This is a genomic window from Pseudomonas sp. PS02290 (genome assembly GCF_029960075.1).
In the GTDB taxonomy this organism is placed as follows: Bacteria; Pseudomonadota; Gammaproteobacteria; order Pseudomonadales; family Pseudomonadaceae; genus Aquipseudomonas.
The window spans coordinates 128,201-144,816 of sequence record NZ_JASCOY010000004.1 but is presented as its reverse complement, the minus strand read 5'-3'; the positions used below and the strand labels follow the sequence as shown (position 1 = coordinate 144,816).

The following is a 16,616-nucleotide window of genomic DNA, read 5'->3' as shown; positions in this document are numbered from 1 at the left end:
TCACACATGATATCTCTACGCGTTATAGACGGATTACAATGCCATGTGATTCATACCGAGTTACACCCAACGGCTCAAAATGAGTCACCTCAAATACGTCGGAGATCCACATGACTACTATCGCACTGCTTCTCAATGAAGGCTCAGGCACCATTTTCGCTAACGCTGATCGGACCTCTGACCGTGCACCGATCATGGTTGGTTATGTCGAATTCACACAGAACAAGGAGAAGAATCAAAAGCTCAAGCTCGACGTAGCTGTCTGGTTGAAACAAAAGACCAATTCTGAGGAGAAGTTTTACTCACTCTCGATCGGAGGCATAAACGCCAGCCTGTTTAAAGAGAGCGAAAAAGTGGGGGATGGCCCTGACTACGCCGGTAGTTTCGGTTTCAACCATGAAATGCGCATCGCGGGCTGGAAGAAACCGGGCGTCAACGGCGCCAAGGATTACATCAGCCTTTCTATTACACCGAAGATAAAGAGTGCCTCCCAGCCAGACTCCCAACAAACCCCGGCATCAACGCAGGCCGCTTCACAAGGTCAGGCAAATCAACAAGGTCAAGGGCACGATGATCAGTCCACGCCCCTTGTTCAAACTGGTACACCTGGATTCGTATTCTAGGAACCGTTTAACCCCCCAAGCCTTGCACGTACGTGCAGGGCTTTTTTTTTGGCTGAATTATGATCGTGAAAAGACCCTGCCATCTGAATGGCCGTCTGATTCACTGAGCGATCGTATCGAAATGCAGGACCTGGTTACCGGCTCCAATGAACGCGCATCGGGAATCGCGAAGGATGCCCTCTGGTCGATCCTTTCTTTTGAACAGGGGGCACGGCGCTGGTTATTCAACACATGAGCAGCGCCTTGGCCAAGCAATAAAAAGAAGCAGGCTGGCACCGGAGGCGTGCGATTTTCACAGTCATGCCTCGTAGCAATGGATTCCAAATGTGCCATGGCTAGATGAGGTCATTTGATAACTGTCAAATGATGCAGATTGATCAAGATCCCCTCAATACAGAGGACACATCATCAATTGTGCCATCGTTAGATCGCAAAAGGTCGGGATACTGCCCGAGTTGTGCCACTGCTAGGGATCGTAAGCTACATACAGGCTCCAGAGATGTGCCACCGTTAGTGTTTATAGCCAGAAACGATTACAAGCCCTTTTCACTGTGAAAACTCAACGAGAGGTGCCTGATCGCTGCGATGACCAGGGTCGTCTCAGTATCGTTTGTAGGGACTGCTGAGGGTCGCTGGGGGTTAAACGTCACTCGCCCCGCCTAATGTGCCATGAATAGTGGCAATAGAGAGGTGCTACCCCATTGATCTACCTAACAAAACCCAAATGTGCCACGGTTAGAGCATTGCTAAAGTAAAACGCCAGAAATAGCTGCCGGAGGTTCCACCGATCGAGCTGAAATGTGCCATGGTTAGAAACGCGAGTGTGGAAATGGTTTGCGCTACTAGGCCTAGAGGCCTTTAAAGACGTGGTGTTCGGGAGATGTGCCATGACTAGTGAAAAGCATCACTAAGGGCGGCACGATAATCCGTTGTATCTGACACTGGCACAATTCGGCTCTAACAGCGGCACATCACCCTAAGCCTGGCACTCTGCAACTCTACCGAGGGCACAAATGACAAGAGCGCTGGCACTGTTGGCCCTAACAGTGGCACACAAAAAGGGCTGAAGGCCTTATAAACCGGGGCTTTAGGGGGGGCACTAACAAAGCTTCTAAAAAGCAGTAAAAACAAAACAAGCTGTTGTTTGTTTTTTTGATCTGACCTAGCTGCAAGTCAAAAGCGAAAAACACAGAAAGGGGCGACGCACTAACGGTGGCACAATTTGACCCTGAGAATGGCACCGAGAAATGATTGACCCAGTCGGAAACGTTCGAGTAATGTGCCACATCAGTTCACCAATGGCACATTTGAGATGGATACCCCCTCAACACGATCAGCAACAAAACGGAAGTCAGTTACGTCTGGCGATGTTGATAAAAATCCCGTGAAGCGTAAACGTGCACCCAAGATCGTTGTTGTTCGGGAAATTGAACCCTCAAAAGCTGTTGAGCTGAAAAAGGCTGTGGAAGCCCAGGCGATGCGAAACGTCTCGACAACTAGCGATCTTACGTTCCTGCAACGCAAGCTTTACAACACGCTAACTCAATTCGCTCAACAAAGACCAGCAACGGAAATGGTTCACGATATCCCAATCAAGCTGGTTGAGGAATATGTGGGTCATACGACATCGAACAGCAGAGACCACCTGAAGAAAGTGCTTAGGGGAATGACTCAGGCACAGGTTGAGTTCGATTACAAAGGCGACAGCCCAGGTCGCAAAAGTGGATGGGGCGTAGCGAATCTGATCGCAGAGGCCTATATCCTCGAAGACAATGAGACCATCCGATACTCCTTTCCACCCGAATTGAAACGCCGGCTACTCGATCCGACCATTTTCAATCTGATCGACCTGCGAATGCAGTATCACTTCACGAGCTACTCAGCGCTGTCCCTGCACGAGCTCGTTTCCCGCTACTACGGGTTTTCCCAGAAAGAAACCTTTCGGGAGCATTGGACTGCCTGGAGTGTCCTGCTATCGGGTTCTGCGACCCCGCATGCGGAATTCCGTGATTTCAATAAAATGCTTGGCCGAGCCGTTGAGCAGGTCAACAGTATTGAAAGCCGCTTTAAAATCGAAGTCGTTGTGACCAAAAACAACAGGAAGTATGACAAGCTGTGGTTCAAGCTTGAGACGTTGATGCAACCAGAGTTGGGGTTATCGCCAGCACCCGAGATCGTTGGTGCTGAGCTATCAAAGCGACTGAAATCTCTTTGCTTGAGTAGCAAGGACATTGAGGAATTGGCAATGAGTCATGACGAGGAGTATTTGCTAGCTCAGGCCGACTACACCGAGTCGCAGATGAAGAAAAAAGATTCTGTTGCAAGTCCAGCGGCGTACTTCAAAGCAGCTGTTACTAACAACTATGCTAAAGCGCCGAGCAAACAAAAAGCGCCTGCAAAAGCCAATACAACTACAGCCGCGCCTAGCCAACCGAAACTGGTCAAAAAGCCCGCTGCGTCCTCACAGGCTTCCTCTACGAACCAGATGGACATCCTCCTCGAGCAGTGGGGGTCGGCCCAACGGACGATTATTCGAGATGAGATCAATGCTCTGAACCCAGATGAGCGCCAAGAGCTTTTAGCGAGTTATGAGGCGAAGCTCAAGAAGGACGATCTGGCTTTCAAACAATACAAATCCAAGGGGTGGACTCCTATCGTCCTGAATTGCCTGGTAGCGATCATTTTTGAAGAGCGATTCCAAGAAGCTCCAACATCAGACCAATTGTTGCAATTCTTGCTATCGGCGAACGCCAGCGTCAAAGCGTAAAGGAAATCGAGTAACCCTAAGGGTTTGCCATGAGGCCTGTACGTTTAATCAACGATAGCAAAGTCTCTGCGGTGAGGAAGGGGGCATTCTTCAGCATCTGCTCCATCACAAGGGTGATCACCTGATAGCAGTCGCCTGGTCCGATCGGTAGTGATCTTGAGGCTTCCCCCTTTGCATTCAAGGAAAGAAAAACTTTTCCCGGCTGGTTTTCCAACACAAACCATTTTTCGTTTTGTGCACCGTGGCCTTTCCCTTCGAACCTGTTCTGGATTTGTAGCAGGGTAGCCAAGACCGATGGCAACTCCCTGGTAGATACCTGAATCGCGATCTTGTTGTCCCAGTTATAGGATCGACCGCCTGAGGTGAGGGCTGCTTCAATCCGAATTGTATGCTCTTCGGTTCTTGTCTGATCAGCAGAGAAACAAACTGCGACCTTCCCCCCATATACATGCCGATTCACATAGTTTTTAGCTGAATGTTGATGCTGCTGTTCATCAATCGCGGTGAGCGGGTCACCGAGATCTATTGACGTACTTGCACTATCATTGGCTGCTGGAGCCGCTTCACTGGTGACAGAACAGTTCAGGTTGGTGTTCGCAGCCTTGTCGTAAGACATGCGCAAGTACCGTGCGTCGTCATTCTCAGGGCAACCGTTTTCCACCCACCGCTTTAAAGCCTTAGCGAATATCGGACCTTCTGATCGGCCAATAGCGACGAGCAGAGGGATGCTTGCCGGTGCGAATTTAGCTGTGGCCAGACGTTCGTTTACGACAGGGAGAACAGAAAAGAAAATGCCTTGGAGATATGTCTTCGATTGAGGGTCGCCAGCTGTAGCGCGCTCTATGGAAGAGGTGAGGGTATTGCCCTCAAGAGAATGTATCTCCTCCAATACCTCAGTCGATGGAACCGGCAGCTTGAGCCGGAGAAGATCGGAGCTGGTGACGCGTGCATTGAACATTTTTGAAGTCCTGGGCAAAAGGAAAATCCAACCAGTAGGCCTGGCAAGGATCTTAACAATCAACCAGTATCTTATCAATACGTGTTATTTCATTGTATTTAACAAGGTTAATTTAAAAGGCGTTTTGGTGGGACTGTTCTATAAGATTTCTACGTCCAGCGCGTGGTTCAATTCGGTCTCGATGTCGATCGCAACACCATCAATCATGAAATCATCAGGGGTGATTACACCAAGCGCCATCATCACCAACGGAGTCCCCATATCTAGATGCTTAGCGAGGACTCGAATGGCCTCTAAGTCTTTGAGGGTGGGGCTGGGTTTACCGACACGCCAGGATCGCAGCTTCAAGAATGGTATCTGAGTTTTCTCTGCTGCTTCCCTTAGATCTGTAGACCAGGTAGCGGCGACTAGTTCATCGATGATGAATTCAGCCGACCCGACGACATTCGATTTCGTAACCGAGTCGAAGTAGTCAGCGGCCAATCGACTGTCTTGTGCATTTGACGATGCCTTGAAAACTGAGGAAGTCTGGATCAAGCAATAATCCGACCAACAGAAAACGTCTGCCATTTGCAGAACTCGAAACCCGGAGCAGCCTAAAAAAGCGGCAATTTTGTCAATACGTTTTCGATCCAGCACGTCGAGTAGTACGTGCGGTTTCAATCTGGAAAGATCGCCAAAGCAGCTTGCAAGCGAATCCGCAGTGAATCCGCACTGGTTACTAGCGACTGAGAACGGGACAGAAAGCATCTCGCTCCTGTCAATTATTGCCTGATAAAGGCGAATCCCTTTAAGCACGACGAATCCTTTTCGTTTTCAAACAATCATCAAATTCACCGAAGCGGATACCCTATCTCGGCTGACTGCCCACCAATCTTGAGCCAAGCCGAGTCTTAAAATGACATTAGGATCAACACGTTCGGTAACTGAAGATTCATCCAACCCCGACACTACGCTGAACGCAAAGGCCGAGGATACTGATAGCAATTGGCCAAGCTTATCGGGTAGTGGCTCAACATTGGAATACGTGAGCAATGCTTTTTGGATCGCCACCGGAAATTTCCAACGTTTAAGGAGCTCGGAACCAACCTCCGCATTGTCGAAACCAAGCTGATCTTTTTCAACCTTACGCCGCATCATGATGTCCAACGGCGCCACGTGTTGTATTACTTCCATAGCTTGATCCGGCATGACCAGGTGAATCAATAGCACACCCAACCCCTGCATCAGCCCGGTCGTAAATGCCTCATCACGATCATGATTGGTTTGCGCGGCAAGGTGAGAAGCCATGAATGCGGTATGCAGTCCCATTTTCCAGTAGGCCGGCATATCGATACCCTGCGTTGCTGGAATCGCTTTCATCAGACCGTTCGTAATGATCGTGGTTCGCAGTGTGTGTATCCCGATGGTCGAGATGGCATCCTCGAGTCTCGAAACGGTGCCGCTGCGTCCAAAGTATGCGGAATTAGCAGTTCTCAGCACCTTCGCTGCCAAGACCTGGTCAGCGCTGATGTTTTTTACAATGCTGGACAGAGGTACCGCAGAGTCCTTAGTCATCTCGTACAGATCCAGGACAACGGTCGAGATCGTAGGCAGTGCCGCGGGTCGTTTGAATATCCGCTCCAGGTTTCTCATAATCACTCGCAGGTTAGGTCGATTCGCGGTGCGAATTGTACGCCGGGCGCATGTTACCCCCAACGTTTCTGGTGGTCTCACAGACAATGGCCACCATATGCTAGACCGTATGATAATACTCAAGGGCCACTATATTCGCTCCTAACGCATAACATTACTCACAGTGATTCATAACAATACTTGACAGTATTGAAAAGTATTGTTTTATGTGTGCGGAAATATAACTTCCTGTTGTGCATCTCCTGTTGCAAGGCCGTTAGGCGGAACGCCTCAACTGCATACTCTTTCAGGAGATTCACCATGATTCATCAATCACAATCCACTCAACCAAATTCCCAGTCCCTGCTCATTTCAGGCCTCTTCCCTAGCGGAGAATCCTTCAGTGATGTGGTGGATGCAGACTCCTCCTATGAAGCTATGATCCGTGTCATCTCCCAGGCTCGTTACAGCGACGCCGGAGGTGATCTTGAAGTTATCCAAGTTGCTGATGCCCGAACAGGTGCACAGCTCACTGAGGTGCTTCTCTCTGCGGATCAGGATCTTCTTCGTGAGGTGGATGCGGTCGAGTACGTGCTTCACACTGTTCAAACCTCCCTCGAAAATGGGCGCATTGCTTGGTCGGACGAGAAGTCTGTCCAGTTGCGCGCATTTGTTGAGTTCTTCGACCTCGTGCTGTCCCAAGCACCGGGTGTCTTCGATGGGCTGTGTTCAGGCCACTCACTGACATCCGATGACGACATTACGGTCGTGTTCGAAGATTCCAGAAGCTTAGAGACTGAGCTTGTGCCGGCCGATGCACTTTATGCATTGGCGACTGCGGCGCTGGAGGAGGGGGGGGTAGCCGCGGTTTATCAGGTTCTCACGATGGCCGGGCTCACTCGCGTTGCACTGAGCCAGGCCTGCATCAGGGCGCTGGTATAAAAAAAACCTTCTGGTCCATCGGGCCGGAAGGTTTTTTTTTGCTCACCAGATTATGTTTACAGGCTCGAGACCTCTGATCAGGCCGGTCAAGTCCTCTTGTATCAGGGCCGTACTTCCCTCTATTGCTACTCTCTGGGATACGAACTGTGCGCTGTGATGCCAGTGAACCCGATGCGTCGGAATTAGGCAGGGGATTTGCCCTGTTAGATCTGACGCTGTGAACGAGTAAAACTCTTCATCATTCTGTCTTAGAACAGTGGGTGGGCTTGTTATCAGATAAACACCACGGAAAGAAACGCCCGGTTTCAAGGTGGCGATATGGTGGTGGTGGCCAGAAGATGCGTATGAATCAAAGTGTACGATCATGGTGTCGCTCCCGCGCTGAGCCGAGATTTCACAGTGAAAAAAAACCCCGCTCTTGCTGGCGGGGGTTTGAGATCACTTTTGTTCAGCGAGCCGCTGCTCAATCATGTGGGAAAAACGCTTTTCAAAATCATCGATCCACTGCTCGTATCTCGCCAAAGCCGTCGGATCAGGCTTTGTTTCGTCATTGCGCCAACGATAGATCGTCATCTTCGTTACCCCCAAACTGGTGGCTAGATCTTCATCATTCTTGGGTTTGAGGCGTTCCTCCCATTCCTTGAGTATTTGGCTCATTGGTCGATTGAATCGTTTCAAACGCTCCACTCGAAGTGGCTCGTCGGCAAATAGAGCCCGAGCCTTTTTCATAACGTCGATTGGAACCGAAGCGGTTCGGCCGTAGATGTACGAAGAAAGCCGAGGAAGGCCGATGCCCAGCGCAAAAGCGTAATCCTGGTTTCGAAGGCCCAATTTGTTGCCGATGTCGACCAACTCCTGTTGGTCCGCAGATAGCTCGGTGCCCTTTTTTTGCTTTTTTTCCCCGCCATGTGCCTGCGACGTACGCTCTGAGGATGCCGGTGAATCGATATCGTCATCGGGGGTTTCATTATTTTTCAGTACAAGACGCACTAGTGGGTCTTGTTCCATTTGGAATACGCCGGAATCTGCCACTTTCTGTTCTCCGCTTATCACCCGTTGAAGTGCCTCTGCCATCCGCTTTGTGGCGGTTTGAGTGTCTATCTCACGATCGTGATCGATTTCGACTTGATCCACCAGAGTCAGTTGTCCTAACTCCTCGCCCCGCTCCTGCATGTCTTCAATGGAGGAATGGTTCGCAACCAATTTCTGACGGTCTCGGAATACCTCTCGGGTCACATTGTTGGCCACGGCATAAACGACCGCGTACACCGCGTCGGTATCTTGAGTCTTGGGCAACATGGACAGCAGGAAGACCTCCATAACGCGCTGCAAAATCTCATCCAGATCGTTGAGGTCGCAGCCGTTCTGTTTGGCTTTCACTCGGCAGATTTTGCGTACACGCTCGTCCTTATTCATCGCGTAGGCGATTCGATTGACGAGGAGGGGGGAGCGGTCGTCATTCGATATGTACTTTTCGCACAAGTTTTCAAATGACGACTTTTTCCCGGGGGGGGTCAGGAGGGAGTCGGGGGCATCGCTGGTGTTTCTGTTTTGCTCCGGATTAAGTTCCAACTCCGGAGATTTTGCTTGTTCTGCTGCCATAGAGGGCTCGTTGGTTAAAAATCCTACGCAGCCACGTTGTCCACAGTTCGATCCAGGCGGGGGAGAACAACCTCTTTGAAATGATCCAGCGTACTGGACATTTCAAGGAGAACCTTCATGCCGGCTGCCAGGATCTCTGTTCTGATCTCTGGATACTTGAGCATGGATTGTTCAATGCGTTCATTGACCTCCTGCACCCGGCTTGTCAGATGGCATCCATTGACTCCGGCTTCGTTAACCGAAATCTGATCAAGCACTTCACCGAGAGCATCCATACCAATCTCGATTGGGGTGTATTCATGGTTCATGAAGCATTACCTCTGGAGCGACCACTGTGGGCTGCTGAAATTGATTATACGTACGTGACAGATTGCGTCAATCAATCCATAACGCGTAAGTAGAAACCTTGCGCGGTGTGAAACGCATTTTCTGTGCGGCGCAAGGTTTGGTAGAAGAGGGTGGATCTTTTTTGATTTAGATACAGGTGGCCTGGATAGCGTTTTCGAAGCTGGACAAGGCGCCGTGCATCTCAATCATTGACGAGGCGTGGGTCGAGGCGATTAAGATTCCAGCCAGAAGGATCTCAGCCTTTGCTTCTGGGAAATCACTCATTGCGGTGACCATGCACGTCGTTGTGCAGGCGGTATCGCAGTCTTTCTGGTACCGAGGGCAGCGTGGTGTTCCATCGACGGAAAGACAGCCTAGGGAAGTAAGGCCGATCTCCGTTGCGCCGTGATTGTCAAAGCCATATGACATATAAGTAACCATATTATCCATCGTATTCCGTTAGGTTGGATCCACGATTGAAATTATAGGTAACTGTTAAACATGCGGTCAATAATGCGACGCCAGAAATGTTACGGTTTTTATACTCTTTAATGCGTGCAAAATTTGGTATGCGTATTTTTTGCAGACCAAAACACGAATATAAATTACAGGTCCAAAGCTACAGATTAAAGATATACGATAAAAAAACCGCCGCCAAAAAATGGCGACGGTTTGTGGATCAGTTCACAGGAAAATGCTGTCGTGCTGCACGAAGACTTCGTCAGATTCGTCAGGCGTAGCAGGGGTTTCAGCGTTGGTGAACAATGGCAGTGTTGCTCCGACTGGGGGCTCTGCGTTGCGGTTGTCCGAGTGGGTCTTCGGTTTTGAACCTAGGAGGGCGCATCGCTGAGGGAGTGCCCTTGTCGGTTGTTTCTCAGGACTAAGCCCATTGCCGCAGGGAAGGCTATATGTTGGTTTGTCACCCTTTCGTTTGGGTGGATAAGGTATGTCGCGGAGATCGTATTCTTTAGGAGCGGTATTCGCGGTCATACTCGGTTTGTTAGTTCTTGTGGATTGTGCTGAGTTCTCTGTTTTTTGAATTGGAGATTCGATACTCTTTGCTTTGGGAAAGTAAGTGAAACAGCCGGTATAAGCTAAAGAGTAGAACGGCATGAATACACCAATGCTAATTGGAATTAAAATTCCAAGGTGGGATCGACCACTACATGCGACTATGGTCAAACCAATCAAAGCTAGAGCAAAGCAAATCAATTGACTATTCGAGATTTTGAATTTGCGCATACAGACTCCTGTAGTTAATCCTAGTAGTGGGGGATGACTTACAGGGAGACCTACAGGCCTACCAGGCAATCAACCTGGCGTGACCACAAAAAAAACCCCCCATAGATGGGGGGTGGGTTGGGTTTCAGAAAACGAAGCCAAGGCCTACGCCTCGAGCAACCTGGTCATCTAATGCAGATGGTTTTGGTAACGCAGGTACTGTGACCATTTGTTTTGACGACCCAGCGTTTGCGGCTAACGTGTTGGTCGATCGGTTGATCATTGGTGAGCCATTAACGTCTCGAATGGTAACGCTGTCCGATGGTCCTTTCCTGTATTGATTGAGTTGATCCTCAGTCATTGATATCCCGTGATCGGCAAAAAGTCTTCGCCAGTCAATATTTCCCTTTCTTGAGCTCAACGAAACAGAAACCCCACTCCCTTCATGTCGTTTCAATCCGGGAGGCATCAGAGACACCAGCAATGCCCTTGCCGCTTGTTCCCGTTCCTCGGCAAGCTGTAAGTGGTGGTTTGCAGATCGCCAAGCAGCGGCGGCCGCTACCCATTCATCCGTTCCCCACTTGCCTGTTTGAAGTCTGTTCCAAAAGTCCTGTACCGCAACCAAAATTTCGTCAATCCGTTTTTGATTACGAGAGACCTTCAGCAGCACGCCTTTTTCTCCATCAAAGGAGTAGTAGTGTGCGTAGTTGGCTTCAGCGACAAACATCTGTTGCTGGAGCTGATCATAGTACTCAGGAGGTACCACTCCCTTGAGAGCAAGGGAGTGCGCAGTGTCGCCAGGGCATTTTATTTCAACCGGTATTGCGTCGAACCCGTTGTACCCATCGAAGGAAGCTCTGATGAATGGATGCGTAGCGCTTGCTGCGATGAGGGGGGTTACCGTGGTACCGGTGTGCTTTTCATATGCAGCGCGTGCTACAGGTTCGAGCCTATGTCCTCGCTCTCTAATGCGGTCCAAGAATGGATTCGGAGGCGGGGGAGGTCCGATCCCAAGACGCATTCGAAACAACTCGTAAGCAGTTCTGAACTTGGACGTGCCAGTGATTATCGGTGCTTCACTGGCACCTATCCCATCCGCCCGCCAGGCGAGCCACTCTGGCGTGTTTTGCTTTGAAGCTGGTCCTGTAACGATTTGCATCGCCATGTTTTTTCTCCACAAATGTAACCGGGCTTCAGGGATATCCCTGAAGGTTCCTTGATAGGTGGAGATGTTTAACGCCCTCACGGATTTTCAGGTTCTCACAAGCTGTTGAGCATCTCTCGAGACAAGACAACTCCCTGAAGGCAACAAATGAACAGTTCAAAGAACGATTCAATGGATGAGATGAGACATGCCTTGGCTAGGATCGGCATCTTTGCAATGCCGGCGACGACGCGTTTATGCACACATGGGTTCCAGCTTCATCGAATGGAGGCAGAGCATGCTTTGGCATTGACTGAAGAATTTGATCGTAAACTTTTTTCCACAGTCAAATCTCGGAAGATCCGTCTTATGAAGAGTCATTCGGGCAATGCTGACATCTGGACGATTCGCGACGCGGAGCTTCTCGTGCGCGGTGAAAACGCTGTTTGTATACCTGGACTGAATAGCCAGCTACCAACGCGAACGAGGATTCAGGATCTCGGCGATGGTTATCTGAGTGTGGAAGGGTTCTGGAAGGATGCTGGTGAGGATCGAATTCTGTTAACGCGGTGTGCTGTCGCCGCGAATGTTACATCGCGAGCTTGGCTCGCTGCGTAAACCCACCCGCCCGGCCGTCATTTCTGACAGCCGGGTTTTTTTTAATAATTGCTTTTCAGGCGCATGGAAGTGGTAAGCCCGACCTGAGCATTCTCTTTGCGAAGATCATCTAGCGACAAGGCCGGATCAGAAGTGGCAGCGATCGAACTCGCACAGCCATGGCCACCCAGGCAAATGCTATGGATGACGAGGTTGGTCTTCTTCAAGCTTTCGGCTGACTGGCCATTAGTGTTGTTGGCTGCTTTGGTGGCCTCGTTCATGTTCATTGCCACGCCGTTGCCGAGTACGCCGGGAGATGAACAAGAATTCAGCGCTGCGCAGGTTGCCACAGACAAAGCAACAGAAACGCCCGTCGCCAATGCAGCACCAGCACCGGTGTGGGCCTCCTTGTACTCGGATGCTGGCCCTGCGTAGATCTCACGTATCGAATAAGTTAGATCTGCATCGCCATGCACAACGTTATATTTGGCGCTTTTCAGCGATTCGTTCACGAAGTCGGCCATTTCAGTGTGGGTGTCAGTCGCCACCGCCTTGACTGTACCTTTCCAACCCTCCTGCAACCGTGCATTGATCAACGAGGACTGGATACGGACGGGGCCGTTATCGACAAGAACTGGCTTCTCTGCGCAGCCGACTAGAGTGGCGAGAATGAGCGAAACAGGAATGGCAGCGGACAGCATCTTGAACATGTTGGGGCCTCCATGGAATAACATGTAACTATAATACTGGTAATCAGCGGATCTGCGCTAGTGGCATTGTGAAATCGGTTCGGTGCTTGGATTAGGCTAGGCCAAACTGGAAGAGCAGCAGTCATGTTTCTGCAAGTCCACTTGGTTTGGAGACCGTTATGGTGAACTGACCGCTCCAGGATTTATGGTCGGGCTCCCCGGAGATTTTGGCCTGTTCAAATGCGGTAGCCGTGTAAGTGGCATGTTCACCATGGCGTATAAATCCACCTTTGCCTTCCACTACCAAAGGGATGCCACGATCCGGATAAGGCACTTTCGTGAGCTCCAATTCCATATCGGTAGCGGCGCCTTGCTTGCAGACGAATAGGCCGACTTTCCAGTTCCTAGCAAGCTCAATTAGACATTGCAGGCTTTCTTCCCTCGCCCCCTGAAAGCGTTCGTCGAGGATAAAGATGTCACCAGCCGTAGGGTTGATATCCAACATATGGAAAGCATTGAAATCGCGAATATTTCCAATTTCAAAGCACCTACCTGGGAAATCTTGGCACAAGGTATCCCATACTTTAGGTGGCCAGCCTGCGGGCTTTGATGTGAGGAAAAACAGTCTGGCTTTGGACTTGGCCATTGCCTGACCAGCTAGAACAAGTGCAGTCGTCGATTTACCGCAACCGACCCACCCGCAGATCATTACGAGGGGCTGTTCACAGGTCAAGTTGACGACCTTGGTCTCACCACTATCAAGAGGTAGAGTGAAGCTGGCGATTGCAGATACTCTTTGGCTTGTTAACCACTCGTTGACTCGGTTCCAAGGTAGGGCAAGACCATGCTTCAGCGCAGCTGCATCCTGTGCTTGGTTGAGCGGAATATTCTGAGTCTTGGCGAGCTTTTTGGCGTCTTTCTTGACCTGGTCAAGAGTTGCGCCGGATGGGAAGCGATTTACGTTAGACAAAGCATCTCCTACACGGATTTAGCACCACGCCCACAAGGCGCATCACCGTAAGGCAATGCTTCAAAAAGAGAATTTTCAGCCATGGCCTGATCCAGCCTTCGCCCTGGTGGGCGTGCAAGCGTTGGCAAACGCTCATTGCGATCATGCCTGAGCTTTTAATTTTTGCAACCATCTGTCTGTGCTGACTCAAGTGGGGAGGGGATGATCTCGCGCAAATACAAAAAAGGGGAGGGGTGGAAAAAAGCAAAAAAAAGCTGGGTCTTTTGAAAAACAAAAGAGCCCAGCCTCGGTAATCACAGAAGCCGCGGCTCTGTAGATGGAGTTCCATCGTTATTACCAAGACTGGGCTCACCTCTTTGAACGCCTTTTGGATCTGTCGATAGCAGTACGACGTTCACGGCTCGGCTAGCCTTGCGAAATCCCCACCAGTTGCACCTGGCTGCTATGTAAAGGACGTGGTGTCCGGGGAAAGTCATTTGCGCTGTTCACTTAAGGGTGAACGACCTGAGGGAGTATCGCTTCGACCTATTGATCCATACATGTGTTGTCTGCTACCGGGAGACGCCCGATGCACAACTATTGTCTGATCTCGAAACTGGCGGTGCATCACCGAGTTGAGAACACAGAAGCAAGACACAAGGGATGCATTAGGGAGCGGTACTATCAGGCGGTATGTGGGTGATGCGCTTACCCGTTACCGTGTTGACTACAAAGGAGGCTTCGCAACCTCGGACCTGACTGGCTTGTCCAGTGGAGTATCCGTTAACTTTGCAACAGGTGATGTTTTTCAGGGGCTTGTAATCGAGATCGCATCCCTTTGGTAGCCCCCACCCTTTCGACAAATAAAACCGGCCTCGAATGGCCGGTTTTTTTGTACGGTTTAAATGGTTCGGAAGAGGAGGGCCACGGGAGATGTCAGCCAACGTTTGAGCGGGATCGATCTCTGACTGTGGTCGATGCCAGCAGATCATAGACCAGCTGATTTTTCACGGTGAAAAGCGCAAACGCCATGTAGAAGACCAACACGGAGCCAAGGGCGTAGAGGTTTTCAATACTCAACAACATGAACATGGACAGTATTTTGAGTGTAGTGCGGAACAGGCTCTGCCAGAACGTAATGTTGCCTTCTGCCGAAATCGTCCGGATTCGAAGGAGTAATTTACCAATGGTAGTTCCGTTCCAGACCTTGATCAGCGTCACTTCGTAAAGCAACCAAACGATCGGAATGGTGATGATGAGGTAGGGGGCCATGCTCAAGGCTATGCCCTCGTACCACTTCACCGCCTCAATGCCATCTGGCACAGAAAGAGCCGTGAATGTGTGCGCCGCCATGAATGCGAAAAGAGCCAGGAAGGCGAGCGTAAAGGCGAAAATTAACAGCCCGTCGACCGTGGACGCTAACAGCCTCCGAATGAGGAACAGGGAGTTCAGCAAAACTTTCATGGTGTAGACCTAGTTTGTCCGCGACATTGACTGCCGCGGAGTAGGTTAAGGGAACATATCGCCCATTGTTTGAAGAAGAGCTACCTGATCCGAATCCGGCAGTTGTTCGCCAGCTCCAACATTCTCTTGTGCCATGGTTAGAGGATGCTGATCAGACCCGGATGTCGGTGTTGAGGAGGATTGCTTGACAGGGGGCAGGGCAGAAGGAGGCTCTGATGCTTGGCTTGTCTCGATGGGCCGATCCCGCTCAACGTACGCCGGTTCATCAGGGGGCGACTCAATTGCATCCGTCACATGAGACACGGCTGGGTCAGCTTGATGCCTTGGTGCGGTCTGGCGAGCGCCAGCTTTTACCGTTACCGTTCTCTGCTTGGTCGTCCGTTTTCGATGCCTTGCGTTGGGCTGTTCTCGAGTCGCTTGTGAGCTATGAGAGATCAAGCCAGCAGGTCCCGACAAAACTTTGTTTAAAGCTTCGTCAAGAGTTCCTTCTTCGCTGTGCTTCTTGAACCACTGGTAAAATACACCCCTGATTAAAGGGGTATCCATGCCATATGGAAGCTCCGACATAAATTCGAGAAGTCCAGGACACACAGCTTCCTTGAGAATTAAATTAATTCTCCGCTCTGTTTCGTCAGGATCGTAAACACGTACGAGCTTAGCCATTAGCAGCTACCGATTGGCTGGCAGTAACAGTAGCTCTTACAAGTTGACCCAAGGCATACCGTGCAAAACCATCGGCAACCGACCAGCGAGGGTTCACCATCGAAATACTGTGCTTCCACGTTTGGGATGTAATGGCATGAATTGCTTCCGCGCTGCCACCGGCGATCAATATGCCGTTCAATGAACGAGCGTCATCAGCGAACAGCGAATTTCCTTTTGCAATAATTTCTTGAACTACATGACTCTGTGCCTCGAGAACTTCATTCCCAATTGGGATTTCTTCACCAAACTGAAATAGAGTTTTTGTTCGGAACGCTTCTTCGCATTCAACCAAGCTTGCGGTGAGATTTCTTTTGGCGAGAAGCCGGCGTAATTGCTCTGCGGCGGTGCTCATCCCCGAGCAGGAGTCTGCGCCGCGCTCAATATATTGGCCTTCCTTCATCAAAAGGAAATCAGTTGAAAAATGGCCGCCCTCAATCACACCGTAAGATTTAATGCGTCCACCTGTGGCGATCAACTTGTCCTTGATCGGCAGGCCAGATTTGTCGAGAACGTAATCGCAGTAAGCACCCATCGGTTGAGGAAGTGCTTTGATTTCAACATCTTTAGGGAGAACGCGTTTCGTTTGTTCAACCAATCGCTCTTGGCGGGTTCCGTAAAGTTTCGACGGAGTGCCAATTACCACGAAAGCAGAGTCGAGATCCGGAACACCAGCTTTGTCCAGCCGTGTGAAGGCGGACTTAACCAGCGCCAAATATTCCGGAGTATCGGTCCAGTCATCATTCAAGCCGATGGTTGTGGTGAGGTTGCCTTGGAGCCGGGCGGTATCACCAGTGAAATAGGATTTGCCATCGACAATTTCGGTCTCCGCTTTCGCTCGCTCCGCTGTGGCTGGGTCAGTCAGAGCTACGGCAGGAACCGCCAGGGTAGGGTACATGATGGAAAAGCGCACACCATTCGCGTAAGAAACCACTTTGATAGCGCTGCGACCCACATCCAGACCGACAACTGTACGACTTTGCATTTTGTAAAACCTCATTAGATCAACGACTTGAA

Annotated in this window: 17 protein-coding genes; 4 read left to right on the top strand and 13 right to left on the bottom strand. The window is 50.3% G+C overall.

Annotation, left to right across the window (positions count from 1 at the left end; all coding sequences use genetic code 11):
• Nucleotides 1-110: 110 nt before the first annotated feature.
• Together QMX88_RS04250 and QMX88_RS04245 are read left to right on the top strand one after the other, a co-directional pair.
• Nucleotides 111-623, top strand: a complete 513-nt coding sequence (locus tag QMX88_RS04250; protein WP_230691893.1) for a hypothetical protein — start codon at nt 111-113, stop codon at nt 621-623.
• Between the two features lie 1,312 nt (nt 624-1,935).
• A complete protein-coding gene (locus QMX88_RS04245; protein WP_282366655.1) occupies nt 1,936-3,390 on the top strand; it encodes a RepB family plasmid replication initiator protein in 1,455 nt (484 codons plus the stop codon).
• 16 nt (nt 3,391-3,406) lie between these two features.
• On the opposite strand, the gene QMX88_RS04240 is transcribed toward QMX88_RS04245, so the two are convergent.
• The 3 genes from QMX88_RS04240 to QMX88_RS04230 form a co-directional block, all read right to left on the bottom strand.
• Nucleotides 3,407-4,348, bottom strand: coding sequence for a hypothetical protein (locus tag QMX88_RS04240; RefSeq protein WP_230691895.1), 942 nt, complete (start codon nt 4,346-4,348; stop codon nt 3,407-3,409).
• A 138-nt stretch (nt 4,349-4,486) separates the two neighbouring features.
• Nucleotides 4,487-5,146 (bottom strand): XRE family transcriptional regulator, encoded by a 660-nt coding sequence (locus QMX88_RS04235; RefSeq protein WP_282366651.1) that lies wholly within the window; start codon nt 5,144-5,146, stop codon nt 4,487-4,489.
• A gap of 18 nt (nt 5,147-5,164) precedes the next feature.
• A complete protein-coding gene (locus QMX88_RS04230) occupies nt 5,165-5,983 on the bottom strand; it encodes an HDOD domain-containing protein (protein WP_282366649.1) in 819 nt (272 codons plus the stop codon).
• Between the two features lie 300 nt (nt 5,984-6,283).
• Between QMX88_RS04230 and QMX88_RS04225 the strand changes: the two genes are divergently transcribed.
• Nucleotides 6,284-6,904, top strand: coding sequence for a hypothetical protein (locus tag QMX88_RS04225; protein WP_230691898.1), 621 nt, complete (start codon nt 6,284-6,286; stop codon nt 6,902-6,904).
• A 438-nt stretch (nt 6,905-7,342) separates the two neighbouring features.
• Here QMX88_RS04225 and QMX88_RS04220 read toward each other — a convergent pair whose 3' ends face one another.
• The 5 genes from QMX88_RS04220 to QMX88_RS04200 form a co-directional block, all read right to left on the bottom strand.
• Nucleotides 7,343-8,506 carry a hypothetical protein gene (locus tag QMX88_RS04220; protein ID WP_282366646.1) on the bottom strand — a complete coding sequence of 388 codons (1,164 nt, stop codon included), beginning with the start codon at nt 8,504-8,506 and terminating at the stop codon, nt 7,343-7,345.
• A 23-nt stretch (nt 8,507-8,529) separates the two neighbouring features.
• Nucleotides 8,530-8,814: a hypothetical protein gene (locus QMX88_RS04215; protein ID WP_230691900.1), complete on the bottom strand. Its 285-nt coding sequence runs from the start codon at nt 8,812-8,814 to the stop codon at nt 8,530-8,532.
• 166 nt (nt 8,815-8,980) lie between these two features.
• The gene (locus QMX88_RS04210) at nt 8,981-9,283 is read right to left on the bottom strand and encodes a hypothetical protein (RefSeq protein WP_282366643.1); all 303 of its coding nucleotides are present in this window, start codon (nt 9,281-9,283) and stop codon (nt 8,981-8,983) included.
• 234 nt (nt 9,284-9,517) lie between these two features.
• Complete coding sequence (locus QMX88_RS04205; RefSeq protein ID WP_230691901.1) at nt 9,518-10,075, bottom strand: hypothetical protein; 558 nt, start codon at nt 10,073-10,075, stop codon at nt 9,518-9,520.
• Between the two features lie 124 nt (nt 10,076-10,199).
• A complete protein-coding gene (locus tag QMX88_RS04200; RefSeq protein WP_230691902.1) occupies nt 10,200-11,219 on the bottom strand; it encodes a lambda-exonuclease family protein in 1,020 nt (339 codons plus the stop codon).
• Between the two features lie 147 nt (nt 11,220-11,366).
• Here QMX88_RS04200 and QMX88_RS04195 point away from each other — a divergent pair, with 147 nt between their 5' ends.
• Nucleotides 11,367-11,816, top strand: coding sequence for a hypothetical protein (locus QMX88_RS04195; protein WP_282366641.1), 450 nt, complete (start codon nt 11,367-11,369; stop codon nt 11,814-11,816).
• Nucleotides 11,817-11,857: 41 nt separating this feature from the next.
• Here QMX88_RS04195 and QMX88_RS04190 read toward each other — a convergent pair whose 3' ends face one another.
• The 5 genes from QMX88_RS04190 to QMX88_RS04170 form a co-directional block, all read right to left on the bottom strand.
• Nucleotides 11,858-12,505: a hypothetical protein gene (locus QMX88_RS04190; protein WP_230691904.1), complete on the bottom strand. Its 648-nt coding sequence runs from the start codon at nt 12,503-12,505 to the stop codon at nt 11,858-11,860.
• Between the two features lie 121 nt (nt 12,506-12,626).
• Complete coding sequence (locus QMX88_RS04185) at nt 12,627-13,454, bottom strand: hypothetical protein (RefSeq protein ID WP_230691905.1); 828 nt, start codon at nt 13,452-13,454, stop codon at nt 12,627-12,629.
• A 915-nt stretch (nt 13,455-14,369) separates the two neighbouring features.
• A complete protein-coding gene (locus QMX88_RS04180) occupies nt 14,370-14,897 on the bottom strand; it encodes an RDD family protein (protein ID WP_282366635.1) in 528 nt (175 codons plus the stop codon).
• Between the two features lie 45 nt (nt 14,898-14,942).
• On the bottom strand, nt 14,943-15,560 hold the full coding sequence (locus tag QMX88_RS04175) for a hypothetical protein (RefSeq protein WP_282366634.1): 618 nt from the start codon (nt 15,558-15,560) through the stop codon (nt 14,943-14,945).
• Nucleotides 15,553-16,584, bottom strand: coding sequence for a ParM/StbA family protein (locus QMX88_RS04170; RefSeq protein ID WP_230691908.1), 1,032 nt, complete (start codon nt 16,582-16,584; stop codon nt 15,553-15,555). Before QMX88_RS04170 ends, QMX88_RS04175 begins: the two co-directional genes overlap by 8 nt.
• Between the last annotated feature and the right edge of the window lie 32 nt (nt 16,585-16,616).